The sequence below is a fragment of the Sharpea azabuensis DSM 18934 genome (assembly GCF_000702165.1).
Taxonomy (GTDB): domain Bacteria; phylum Bacillota_I; class Bacilli_A; order Erysipelotrichales; family Coprobacillaceae; genus Sharpea; species Sharpea azabuensis.
The window spans coordinates 1-12,235 of sequence record NZ_JNKU01000028.1; the positions used below are offsets into that span (position 1 = coordinate 1).

Annotated in this window: 16 protein-coding genes; 15 read left to right on the plus strand and 1 reads right to left on the minus strand. The window is 37.3% G+C overall.

The window, feature by feature from the left end; all coding sequences use genetic code 11:
• The first annotated feature begins 156 nt into the window (after positions 1 to 156).
• The 7 genes from T529_RS0106850 to T529_RS13115 all read left to right on the plus strand — a co-directional run bounded on the left by T529_RS0106850 (position 157) and on the right by T529_RS13115 (position 7,702).
• Positions 157 to 351, plus strand: coding sequence for a helix-turn-helix transcriptional regulator (locus tag T529_RS0106850; RefSeq protein ID WP_033162874.1), 195 nt, complete (start codon positions 157 to 159; stop codon positions 349 to 351).
• Positions 352 to 434: 83 nt separating this feature from the next.
• A complete protein-coding gene (locus T529_RS0106855; protein ID WP_051646900.1) occupies positions 435 to 1,667 on the plus strand; it encodes a ribokinase in 1,233 nt (410 codons plus the stop codon).
• The gene (locus tag T529_RS0106860) at positions 1,660 to 2,049 is read left to right on the plus strand and encodes a hypothetical protein (protein WP_033162875.1); all 390 of its coding nucleotides are present in this window, start codon (positions 1,660 to 1,662) and stop codon (positions 2,047 to 2,049) included. The genes T529_RS0106855 and T529_RS0106860 overlap by 8 nt, the downstream gene beginning before the upstream one ends.
• A gap of 5 nt (positions 2,050 to 2,054) precedes the next feature.
• Entirely contained in the window at positions 2,055 to 3,383 is a 1,329-nt protein-coding gene (locus T529_RS0106865; protein ID WP_033162876.1) for an MATE family efflux transporter, read from the plus strand.
• A 488-nt stretch (positions 3,384 to 3,871) separates the two neighbouring features.
• Positions 3,872 to 6,400: a ribonucleoside-diphosphate reductase subunit alpha gene (locus tag T529_RS0106870; protein WP_033162877.1), complete on the plus strand. Its 2,529-nt coding sequence runs from the start codon at positions 3,872 to 3,874 to the stop codon at positions 6,398 to 6,400.
• A gap of 18 nt (positions 6,401 to 6,418) precedes the next feature.
• Positions 6,419 to 7,465: a ribonucleotide-diphosphate reductase subunit beta gene (locus T529_RS0106875; RefSeq protein ID WP_033162878.1), complete on the plus strand. Its 1,047-nt coding sequence runs from the start codon at positions 6,419 to 6,421 to the stop codon at positions 7,463 to 7,465.
• Between the two features lie 96 nt (positions 7,466 to 7,561).
• Complete coding sequence (locus tag T529_RS13115) at positions 7,562 to 7,702, plus strand: hypothetical protein (protein WP_156032205.1); 141 nt, start codon at positions 7,562 to 7,564, stop codon at positions 7,700 to 7,702.
• Positions 7,703 to 7,726: 24 nt separating this feature from the next.
• Here T529_RS13115 and T529_RS13120 read toward each other — a convergent pair whose 3' ends face one another.
• The gene (locus T529_RS13120) at positions 7,727 to 7,897 is read right to left on the minus strand and encodes a hypothetical protein (protein ID WP_156032207.1); all 171 of its coding nucleotides are present in this window, start codon (positions 7,895 to 7,897) and stop codon (positions 7,727 to 7,729) included.
• Positions 7,898 to 7,979: 82 nt separating this feature from the next.
• On the opposite strand from T529_RS13120, the gene T529_RS0106880 reads away from it, so the two are divergent.
• From T529_RS0106880 to fic, 8 genes are all read left to right on the plus strand, one after another.
• The gene (locus T529_RS0106880) at positions 7,980 to 8,201 is read left to right on the plus strand and encodes a hypothetical protein (RefSeq protein ID WP_033162879.1); all 222 of its coding nucleotides are present in this window, start codon (positions 7,980 to 7,982) and stop codon (positions 8,199 to 8,201) included.
• 74 nt (positions 8,202 to 8,275) lie between these two features.
• Positions 8,276 to 8,476 carry a helix-turn-helix transcriptional regulator gene (locus T529_RS0106885; RefSeq protein ID WP_202962274.1) on the plus strand — a complete coding sequence of 67 codons (201 nt, stop codon included), beginning with the start codon at positions 8,276 to 8,278 and terminating at the stop codon, positions 8,474 to 8,476.
• A 64-nt stretch (positions 8,477 to 8,540) separates the two neighbouring features.
• On the plus strand, positions 8,541 to 9,206 hold the full coding sequence (locus tag T529_RS0106890) for an alpha/beta hydrolase (RefSeq protein ID WP_033162881.1): 666 nt from the start codon (positions 8,541 to 8,543) through the stop codon (positions 9,204 to 9,206).
• Complete coding sequence (gene thpR / locus T529_RS0106895; protein ID WP_033162882.1) at positions 9,199 to 9,720, plus strand: RNA 2',3'-cyclic phosphodiesterase; 522 nt, start codon at positions 9,199 to 9,201, stop codon at positions 9,718 to 9,720. Before T529_RS0106890 ends, thpR begins: the two co-directional genes overlap by 8 nt.
• Positions 9,721 to 9,986: 266 nt before the next feature.
• On the plus strand, positions 9,987 to 10,571 hold the full coding sequence (locus T529_RS0106900) for a DUF4230 domain-containing protein (protein WP_033162883.1): 585 nt from the start codon (positions 9,987 to 9,989) through the stop codon (positions 10,569 to 10,571).
• Positions 10,572 to 10,650: 79 nt separating this feature from the next.
• Positions 10,651 to 10,848 (plus strand): hypothetical protein, encoded by a 198-nt coding sequence (locus tag T529_RS0106905; RefSeq protein WP_033162884.1) that lies wholly within the window; start codon positions 10,651 to 10,653, stop codon positions 10,846 to 10,848.
• Positions 10,849 to 11,104: 256 nt separating this feature from the next.
• A complete protein-coding gene (locus T529_RS0106910; RefSeq protein WP_033162885.1) occupies positions 11,105 to 11,419 on the plus strand; it encodes a nucleotide pyrophosphohydrolase in 315 nt (104 codons plus the stop codon).
• 12 nt (positions 11,420 to 11,431) lie between these two features.
• A complete protein-coding gene (fic, locus tag T529_RS0106915) occupies positions 11,432 to 12,040 on the plus strand; it encodes a protein adenylyltransferase Fic (protein WP_033162886.1) in 609 nt (202 codons plus the stop codon).
• The last annotated feature ends 195 nt before the right edge of the window (positions 12,041 to 12,235 follow it).

Genomic DNA, 12,235 nt, shown 5'->3' on the forward strand with positions numbered 1-12,235 from the left:
GCCTGTAAGAATAAGGATTGCCTGACTTGTCAGGTGGAAACTTAAATATCAAACTTCTTAAATAGAACCGTCAGGTTCTTAGAAGCCACCTACCTTTAGGTGGGTGGTAGTTCACTCTTGGCATCATCATGATTGTCAGAAACTGGAAGATGAAACATGAAGAATCTTAAATTAAAAGCTGCTAGGGCTGCGCATGATATGAGCCAGGCACAGCTTGCTGAGGCCGTTGGGGTGTCTAGACAGACGATTATTGCGATAGAAAAAGGGGACTATAATCCAACAATAAATCTTTGTATTGAAATATGTAAAGTACTTGATGTGACTTTAAATGATTTGTTCTGGAATGACTAGGGATGCTTATGAAGCATCCTTTTTCTTATAGTGATTTATGATCATCTTATGATATAATGCGGAAAGAAAAGGATGTTGGAATAATGAAAGTATTATGTTTTGGATCAATGAATATTGATGAGAGTTATCTCATGGATCACTTTGTGCGTCCAGGAGAAACACAATCAGCACTTACATGTACAAGAAGTCTTGGTGGCAAAGGTTTCAATCAGGCACTTGCTATCGCAAAGGCTGGCGGTGAAGTTATCATGGCTGGATGTATTGGTAGTGATGGATATGCCTTCAAAGAAGTATTAGAACAATATGACTGTACAACACAGTTTATAAAAGAAGTTAATCAGCCAACCGGCCATGCCTTTATTCAGGTAGCTGATGGGGAGAATGCGATTGTCTTAAATAGTGGGGCTAATTATGCCATTGACGATTCATTTATTGATGAAGTTCTCAGTGTTATGCATGCTGGTGATATGATCTTATTACAAAATGAAATCAATGCCATTGATAAGATCATCAAGAAGGCTCATGAACGAAAGCTAAAGATTATCTTGAATGCTGCGCCAATGAGTGAAGCTGTTAATCATTATCCACTTGAATATATCGATTTGCTTATAGTCAATGTAAGTGAAGCACAACTACTTGCAAAATGTATGACATCAAATCTTGAAGAGCTGATGGAAGCATTAGAAAACAAATTCTCAAATCATGATATCTTGTTAACGGTTGGCAAACAGGGCAGCTATTATTTATCTGAAGGTAAGCGTAAATATGTTGGAGCCTTTGCTTGCCATGTGGTGGATACAACCGGGGCTGGTGATACCTATATTGGCTATTTTCTCGCTTGTATAATGGCTAATAAGTCAATTGAAGAAGCCATGCAGATAGCCAGTCTTGCAGCGGCCTGCTGTTGTGAGAAGCGTGGTGCGGCTAAAGCGATACCAACAGGTGAAGAACTCAAAAAGGCCTATATTATCCGTCAGGCTGTCAATCTTCCTGTGTTTGAAGGGAAGAGTGTGACATACCATAAAGGTGAGTTTGGGAAGAATATACCTCAATTCGATGAACCAACCAAAGCGTATGTCTATCGCTTCTATAAACTAGGACTCTTTGATGAAGACTATTATAAGCATTTTAAGAAGATGGGCGTAAAGGCAATCGAGGATATGGATTTACTAGAATGCGTGACAATGCTGACATTCTATATGCGCGAAGAACGCGTGCATACGGCGCTTATGGCTCATGCAATTGAAAACGGAAAGTTCAAAGCCTTAGCTGACCATCTACAAGAACTGATACGACTGGAGGATACTCATGATTAAAATTAAGAATACAAGAAGTACATATGCCTATGATGAAGACTTTGATGGCTATCAATTGCAGAGTGCGATCTGTGAAATAAGCATTGAAGAAGATGGCGAAGAGAAATATGTGACATGTGCCTGGAAGGCAGAAGCACCAGAATATATGTCTTTCTATACGACAAAGTACTCTTTATGGAATTTACTGACCTTTGAAGAAGATGACATTGATGAATTAACGAATACGATTGAGACAGGTGAAGCGGTTGTATCAATCAAAAAAGCAAAAGCAAGCCGTTATGCCCTACTTTACAACAAAGCCTTTCATGAAGTACGTAAGCTGATTCAACTTAAGGGTTTCTATCGTATTGAATATGAAGATGCCTGGTATGAAAATGTGTAGAATAGATGACTAAAGATATGACGAAGGGGAAGCTTGCTCCCCTGATTATTTCTTTTACGATACCCCTTGTCTTAGGGAATATCTTACAGCTTACTTATAATGCCGTTGATTCTATTATTGTTGGGCGTTTTGTATCTTCATTGGCCTTGGCAGCTATTGGGACAAGTAACCCCTTGATGACTTTGGTCATCCTGATGCTTAATGGCATATGCTTAGGGGCAGGTATTCTTGTTGGGCTGTTATATGGCGCCAAGGACTACAAGAAACTAGAACGCCAGGTTTCAACAGCACTTATTTCGGGGACAATCTTTTCTCTTGTCATGAGCATATTCGCTTTTGTCTTTGCGAAAGAGCTTCTTATCATTTTACAGGTTGAAGATCAATTACTTATTGAAGCAACAAGCTATTTGCGTATTATTTCATTAGGTCTTGTCTTTACTTTTCTCTATAATTTCTTTGCCTCAACGTTAAGGGCAATGGGTGATTCCAAGTCACCATTAATCTTTCTAGGTGTTTCTGCCATCTTGAATATTATTGGTGATCTTATCTTTGTGATTGTTTTCAAGCTTGGAATCCATGGTGTAGCTATCTCAACAGTCATCAGTGAAGGTTTATCAGCATTAATGTGTTTAATCTATATTAAGAAAAATGTTCCCGTGCTCAATTTAGGTAAACGGTGGTTCATCTTTGATCATACAATGCTTTATAAAACAATCTCCTATGGCATTGTTACAGCCCTCCAACAATCCACAGTCCAGGTAGGAAAGCTTGGCATCCAGATGATTGTCAATACGATGGGCGTATCAACAACAGCTGCCTTTAATGCCGTCAATCGTACGGATGACTTTGCGATTGTTCCTGAACAGAATATTGCCCATGCCATGACCGCTGTGATGGCCCAAAACAAAGGAGCAAAAGAGGAACAACGTGTACGTGTTGCCTTTAGAGTAGGCAATCGGATTGAACTTATTTATGGCATTATAGTAGGTCTGCTTTTCTTCTTTCTGGCTAATCCCATTATGGAACTCTTCACGAATGACCTCAAAGTCATTAAGCTAGGAGAAGTCTACCTCCATTGCATTGCCTTCATGTATATTCTTCCTGCCATCACAAATGCCATACAGGGGTATTTTAGAGGTATTGGGGATTTAAAAATCACCTTCTTTAGCAGCTTGATTAATATGACGGGTAGAGTGATCAGTGCATTGATCTTTGTCTTTACTTTACGATTAGGAATGATTGGTATTCCTCTTAGTTATCTTGTCGGCTGGATTTGTATGTTGGCATTTGAAGCACCTTTTCTTATCCATATGTTGAAAAAGACTCTCGCATAATAGCAAGAGTCTTTTAGTAACTCTGGCTCATTAGAATGCTTGAAAGAAACTTCTTCTTTCACAGGTTATTACATATGTTGGAGAGAAATAGCGAATATTTTCAAATTATAAAAAGCACTTGAAATCGCTTACATAAATGATTATAGTGTAAGTAGAAAAAAGAAAAGAAAGAAGGAGATTCCAAAATTCTAGATACTGAAAATTCGTTTAATGAAAAGACATCTTGTTTAGATAATTCATTACATTCCTAGTATATAAAGCCAAGCAAAGAAGACTTTCTTCTCCACAGAATCAAACGATAATGGTGATTCAAGACAAAGTACTTAATGGATGACAGGTAAAGTGATGAATACGTAAGCAGGGTGTCTTTTCATATACTCTGAAAAAACAAAGCGTTCTTTTTGCCTGAATTTAGAGATATCGATATACTGAAAAAAGCTAAGTATGTTGGAAAGGAGAAGGGCAGAATTCTCTGCCTTAAACAAAGAATGAAAACGATCGTCAAGAGAGATAATCGCCAAGAGGACTATGATGGCAAGAAAATCATTCATGCCATTCAAAAAGCCTTCATAGCGACAAAAGAAGATATTAGCCAAGACAAGCTAGAAGAACTGCTTGTAGAAATAGCGGATATGCTTAAGGGAGAAGATGTTGTTGCGGTTGAACGTGTACAGGATGCTGTTGAACAGACATTGATGAAGAATGGATTCTATAATGTGGCAAGAAATTACATTCTTTATCGTGAAAAGAGAAATGAAGTCAGACAAGCCCGTAAGCATCTCTTACAGGTTGTTGCCATTGATGAACATGACAACGAGGATAATCTCAATGATGTCATCAAGCGTATTCAAAAGACCTTCCCTAAAAGAGATATCAATCGCCTCACTTCACGTTATGAAGCGATGGCGAAGGATCTCATGAGTCAAAAAGAACGCCTTGACTTATTGACAAGAGCAGCTGCTGAACTAACAAGCAAGGAAGAACCGGAATGGGAGAAGATTGCTGGTCGCTTATTATGTTTTCAGTTTATGCGTGAACTCAAAGAAACGGAAAAGGCCATGCATGTACACTCTTTCTATGAGAAGATTGTCATGATGACAGAAAAAGAACTCTATGGTGCCTACATCCTTGAAAACTATACGAAAGAAGAAATAGATCAGCTAGAACAGGCTTTAGATCATAGCCGTAATGATCTCTTTGGATATTCAGGCTTAGATTTATTGCTTTCGCGTTATGTCATTCATACGCATGATCGAAAGGCCATTGAATCACCTCAGGAAATGTATATGGGTATTGCCATGCATTTAGCTATGAATGAGCCTCATGATCGTCTTATGTGGGTGAAGAAGTTCTATGACATGATGTCACTTCATAAAGTGACCATGGCAACACCAACCCAATCCAATGCCCGCAAGCCATATCACCAGCTCTCAAGCTGTTTTATTGATACAGTTCCTGATAGCCTGGATGGCATTTATAATGCGGTTTCCAAATTTGCTGATGTTTCCAAATATGGTGGAGGCATGGGCATGTACTTTGGCAAGGTACGTGCCCGTGGGGGAACAATTCGTGGCTTTGAAGGCGCATCTGGTGGTGTTATTCGCTGGATTCGTTTAGTCAATGATACAGCTGTTGCTGTTGATCAGTTAGGCATGCGTCAGGGTGCTGTTGCAGTCTATCTTGATGTATGGCATAAGGATCTGCCTGAATTCTTGCAGCTTCGTACCAATAATGGCGATGACCGCATGAAAGCACATGATGTCTTTCCAGCTGTATGTTATCCAGATTTGTTCTGGAAGCAGGCTAGAGATGATTTAGAAGGCAACTGGTATCTTCTTGATCCCCATGAAGTGCTGATGAAAAAAGGCTATGCGCTAGAAGATAGCTATGGTGAAGAATGGGAAAGAAAATATCATGAATGTATCAGTGATCCAACAATCTCTAAACGTGTTGTACCAATTAAAGATATTGTCAGACTTATTTTAAAATCAGCAGTTGAAACAGGTACACCATTTGCCTTCAATAGAGATACTGTCAATCGCATGAATCCTAATAAACATAAGGGGATGATTTATTGTTCTAATCTTTGTACGGAAATTGCTCAGAATATGTCTGAAGCCGAAATTCTTTCAGAGAAAGTTGAACTGGAAAATGGAGAAGAAGTCATTGTCACAAGAAGTAAGCCAGGAGATTTTGTCGTTTGTAATCTTGCTTCATTGTGCTTAGGTCATATCGATGTCAATAACCGTCAAGAAATAGAAGAAATTACAAGCACGGTTGTACGTGCTCTAGATAATGTCATTGACTTGAATTTCTATCCTGTTGCTGATGCGAAGATTACCAATCAGCATTATCGTGCGATTGGGCTAGGTGTATCAGGCTATCATCATATGTTGGCCAAGAATGGCATCAAGTGGGAATCTGAAGAGCACTTGGAATTTGTTGACAGGGTCTTTGAAGATATCAACTATGCTGCAATTAAAGCTTCCGCAAGTCTTGCCAAGGAAAGAGGCTCATATCCTTATTTTGAAGGATCGGAGTGGGAAGATGGGCAGTATTTTACAAGAAGATACTACACATCGCCAAGATGGCAGGAACTCAAGAAAGCTGCTCATGAAGGAATGCGCAATGCCTGGATTCTCGCAACTGCACCAACATCTTCAACATCCATTCTGATTGGGACATCAGCCGGACTTGATCCAGTCATGCATCGTTTCTTCTTAGAAGAAAAGAAGGGGGCTATCCTGCCTCGCGTTGCGCCAGAGCTTTCTATAGAAACTTATTGGTACTATAAGAGTGCCCATTCTATAGACCAAAGATGGTCGGTTAAGGCAGCTGGTATCCGTCAGCGCCATATTGACCAGTCACAGTCCGTCAATTTTTGGATCACCAATGAATATAAAATGAGCCAGTTATTAAGACTCTATATTCAAGCCTGGGAAGAGGGCGTCAAGACCGTCTATTATGTACGTTCTCGTGCCCTTGATCCTGAAGAATGTGAATCATGTTCAGCATAATAAGAAAGAAGGAAAAACATGGAAAATAAAATCATGCGTAAGCCACTCTTCAATCCTGAAGGGGATACGAGTGTCGCAAATCGCCGTCTTATCAATTTCAACACAACTAATATCAACGACTTCAATAATATGAAATATGAATGGGTTTCTGACTGGTATCGTCAGGCCATGAATAACTTCTGGATTCCTGAAGAAATTAACTTAAACCAGGATAAATCCGACTATCCACACTTACCACATGCTGAACGTGTTGCATATGACAAGATTCTTTCATTTCTTGTCTATCTCGATTCACTTCAGTCAGCTAACTTACCAAATATCAGTCAGTATGTGACTGCAAATGAAGTCAATCTCTGTCTAGGCATTCAGACCTTCCAGGAATGCATCCATTCCCAGAGCTATTCTTATATGTTGGATACGATATGTAATCCAACAGAAAGAAATGATATCCTCTATCAATGGAAGACGGATGAACATTTATTAAAGAGAAATGAATTCATTGGTAATCTCTACAACGAATTCATCACGAAACAGGACAAAGAAACATTCCTGCGTGTCTTAATAGCGAACTATATTCTTGAAGGCATCTATTTCTATTCCGGCTTCATGTTCTTCTATAATCTCGGAAGAAATGGCAGAATGCCAGGTTCTGTACAGGAAATTCGTTATATCAATCGCGATGAAAATACCCATTTATGGTTGTTTAGAAATATTCTTGTTGAACTAAGAAAAGAGGAACCTGATCTGTTTGATGAGACACATATCAAGATCATTAAGGACATGATTCAGGAAGGCGTTGAACAGGAGATTGCCTGGGGCAAATATGTCATTGGCAATGATATTGAAGGTCTTAATGAAAAGATGATTGAAGATTATATTAAATATCTTGGCAACTTACGTTATTCATCATTAGGACTTGGAACACTTTATCCAGGTTATGAAAAAGAGCCTGCTGACATGAAGTGGGTATCACTTTATGCCGATGCCAATCAGGTGAAAACAGACTTCTTTGAAGCCCGTTCAACAGCTTATGCGAAATCATCAGCAATTGAAGATGATCTCTAGAAAAAAAGGGAAAGATGCACTTTCCCTTTTCTTATAAATAATTTTGTTTCAATTTAACGCATTCAATGATAAAATGACTCTAGTCAGGAGGGATCTATGATGAGTGTTTATGAAACAATTGGTACGCTTATTCTTATGGTTGCAGCTTTTTTAATAATGGCTATTATCTGGAAAGTAACGGATTTACTCCATGTTGGTGAACCAAAAGAGGATAAGCAGAAAAAGATCAAACAATAGTTCTAGAGCAATCTAGAGCTTTTTTTATAGCTTGATAATCCCACACAGTCCTAGGATAAGAATCACGCCGGCAAACAAGCCAAGCGCACCCCAGGAAAGAGCAACTTTTCTATCTTTTTCCTTGTTTCTAATAAACATCACAACCCCAACAGCAATCAGCATCACTTCAATCAACATATTCTCACTCAAATGCATTCTCAATTTCCCCTTTCAATCATATTGCATGAAATATCTTACCATCTATGCTATAGTGTTGTCACGAAAGGGTGAGAGGTATATGAAAAACATTGATATTACAGATAATATCCCTGCTCTTTTTGGAGCTATTGAAACATTAAAACAACAAGTCGCAAAAAAAGAAGGTGAAGCTTATATTGAGGGACAGGGTGTCATTACTGGTCTTGAGCTTGCCATTGGTCTTCTTGGTTTAGATGAACCCTATCAAGTCTTTAAGGACTATGTTGACAATGAACATAAAAATAATGATTTATTAAACTAGGTGTGCTGTTAGCACACCTTTTATCTTGGAAAAAGAGATATAAATGTCTTGTGAGGTGTTTCATGATGAGGCTTATGACAACATTAATCACATTAAGAAATGATCATCACATGACACAGGAAGACTTATCAAAGATTGTTGGTGTATCGCGTGAAACAATTGGCAGGCTTGAAAGAGGGGAATACAATCCATCCTATCGTCTTGTCTATGAGATTGCACATGTATTTGGGAAGAATGTCGAAGAAGTCTTCTATTATCAGGAAACGGATGACTGAAAGGTCATCTTTTCTTGTTGTAATATGTTATGTTTCCATTACAATAAAATAAAGAGGTGGTTTAATGGAAACAATAAAGAATCGACAGTGTTTTATTCATGGGAAGAAACAGGCAAAGTATTTATTGATACAACCTATTGATGAACATGATCTGGATGCGATGGAAGAAGAAATCGAAACAATCAACAAGACAACAAGTGATTATCTTCTAGTCGGCATACTGGTTAATGACTGGCAGAAAGAACTCTCACCATGGTATATGCCAGCTTTATTTGGCAATGAGGACTTTCAAGGTGGGGCGGATGTATTTTATCAGGAAGTCAAGGAAGTTGTTGAAGAAATCAAAGTGTTATATGACATGCATGATGCCCATGTCATTATTGGAGGTTATTCACTAGCTGGTCTCTTCGCGCTTTATGCAGGCTATCAAGATGCATATGACGGTATTGTGGGGGCTTCACCAAGTGTCTGGTTTAAAGACTTCTTAAGCTACACACAAACCCATCCAATCAAGACACAATATGTCTATCTTTCCTTGGGCGATAAGGAAGAGAAGGCAAGAAATAAGACTATGGCAAGTGTTGGAGATTGCTTAAGAACATATGAAGCCTATCTTCGAGAACATACCCATTGCATCTTAGAAATGAATCCTGGTAATCATTTTAAAGATACAGGCATAAGAGTGGGTAAGGGATTTAGCTGGATTATTAAGAGCTTGGATCATGCGTAGAGTCTATTATGCTTTGACATTCGATCAAGAAGCAACCAATAAAATCATTACCAATGTCAATATTCTTAAAGACAATTCCTTACAAATCAAATCCATTCCTGAGAATTCTATTCATATGACTATGGCTTTTTTAGGTGAAGTGGAAGAGTCAATGATTGATGAATTATTGGAGATAAGAGATGAAATAAGCTTTGAGCCTTTTAGCTTCAATCTAGATTATCTTGATAGCTTTCCTGATCGTAATAGTCGTCTCTATTATCTTGGAACAAATCAATCAGAAGAACTCTATGCTTTGCAAAAATCACTCGTTAAAAAGCTTTATCAACATAAGATTGCCTTTCATGACAGACAATTCTTGCCCCATGTCACCCTGTCACGTAAGACAGTTCTCAAAAAAGAGCCTAAAATGCTATTGCCTATTAACTGTACAATTACATCGTTAGAGCTCTTAGAATCCATTCCTTATAAAGAAACAAGAATAGGTATTCCTGTGAAAAAAATAGCGAATGAATGATTTTTATTGTCGTAAGGGTTATTGATTGCGTATAATAAGAACATAGGAAGTCGATAGAAATGTCTCGCTTATACTTAATTTCTTTCCTTTAATTCTTGTTTTCTCATTCATGAAACAAACTGGTGTGGCATTTCTTTCCTTCTTAAAAAGTGATAGGTATCCAGAGGGGATGCCTTTTTGTTTGCATATATAGGGGATATTTGATAGTGTAGTTCATGTATTATTCACAACAATTATTTACAATATGTGCTCACAGGAGGAAGACTATGAGAAAAAATAAGGGTAGCGTACTAACAAAGATTATTATTATCTTAGTGCTTGTTATTGTTATCGCACTAGGTATACGTTATGTCTATAATCAAATCAGTACCCCAGATACTTCTGCTATACAAGAATCATTTGGTGATATTCAGGAGCTTGCGACAGAACAATATGAATATACAATAGCTGATAAATATGAAAACACACAAGAACTCTTTGGCATTAAGATTCCTTTTACAACAGAATCATTTGTCATTAAGTTTAGTGGAACAATTAAAGCAGGTGTTAACTTAGAGAAAGCCAAAGTAACAGCATCAGGTAAGCATGTCACGGTGACATTGCCTAAAGTAACAACCCTTTCTCACACTACCAGCAAAGTCACTTATCTAGATCGTCATGCCAATATTCTCAATCCATCCAATCCCAAAAGCTCAACAGAGCTTGTTGATAAACTAAAGGAAAAAGAAGAAAAAAGAGCCATTAAAAAAGGCCTCTATACAAAGGCTGAAAAGAAACTAGAAAGTGCTATTACAGAGGATGTTAAGAAGGTTGCAGGTAATGATATAGGCGTAAAAATTGTCTTTCAATAGTAAAAAGCTATATCGAAATCGCTTTCTTTCTATGTATATTTTTGGTATGATTTAATTACGTAAAAAAGGGAGTGGATATATGGAGAAGCTAATCTATGATACGCTTGTCACTACCGCACAGAAAGGGTCATTAATAAAAGTCTTGGGCGGTATCTTTGCAGCAGGAGCATTTACTGGCTTAGTAGTTACAAAAGCATGTGGAAATGCCATGGTCAAAAGAAATATTCGCAAGCAAGAAGAAGCAGATAAAGATTTAAAAATTGTAGAAGTTAAGTAATAGGTCATCATGACCTATTTTTCATTACTTCAAAGAGACATATTTGTGTTAATAATCACCATACATTTATATAACGCTATGAAACGCTTTCATGGTTTTACCTATGTATGATATACTTTCAACAATATAAAAACATAAACAATTGATACGATTGTAAAGAGTACCCAATTTCACAAAAACATAATAAGAAGAAAGTAATTCTTTGTTTTCTTTCTTATGTGATATACTAAAAGTAGTTTGTTTGGAGGAACATGTAATGGATGAAATACAAGCATTAGTAAATAAATTTGTGAATGACAGAGACTGGGATCAGTATCACCAACCTGAAAAGCTAGCTATGTCGATATCTATTGAAGCTGCTGAACTTCTTGAACACTATCAATGGGGATATGATGGAGATGAACAGGGTGTAAAGGAAGAACTCGCTGACGTGCTTATTTATTGCTTTCAAATGTGTGACAAGATTGGTGTAAGAGCTGATGATATCATTAAGATGAAAATGAAGAAGAATGAAGAGAAGTATCCAGTAGAGAAAGCTAAAGGGGTAGCGACTAAGTACGATAAGTTATAGAAGGAAAATGTGATGGCACTAGACAATAAATTGGGAATTACTGATTCAGTAGAATTAGCGAAAGCAGAAGAAAAAATCAGTAAGAAAAGAGCTATAGAACTCTTTGAAAGTGGATATTTGGATACTCTTGAATCTGGTAGCTTTACTTCTCTTGTGGAAATACATAAATACTTATTTGATACAATTTATGAATTTGCAGGAAAGATCAGAACTGTCAATATCGCCAAAGGGCATTTTCGCTTTGCGCCACTCATGTACCTAGAAGCAGCATTACAAAATATCGAAAAAATGCCTCAATCAACATATGATGAAATCATCGAAAAATATGTTGAAATGAATATTGCTCACCCATTTCGTGAGGGGAATGGCAGAAGTACAAGAATTTGGCTAGATTTGATTTTGAAGAAAGAATTGAGGCAGGTTGTAGCTTGGAGTCTTGTAGATAAAGAAGATTATCTTTTAGCTATGGAACGCAGTCCTATTAGAGATATTGAAATCAAACACATCTTAAAGCAAGCATTAACAGATAAGATTAATGATCGTGATGTCTATATGAAAGGTATTGATCAAAGTTATTATTACGAAGGTTATTCTATATATAAGACGAGTGATTTATTATAGAAGTGTTAGAAATGCCTTTTTAACTAACAAGTTATAATGCAAAGACCATTTAAAGAGAATTTATCAGTATATGTGGATCAATTCTTTTTTACTTTAAATGTGAACGTGCTTCGTTCACATTTTTTTGGAAGTCTTATATGATAGAACATAGACTTAAGAAAAAGCTGACCAGGAATGTATGAAGGTGTAGATAAA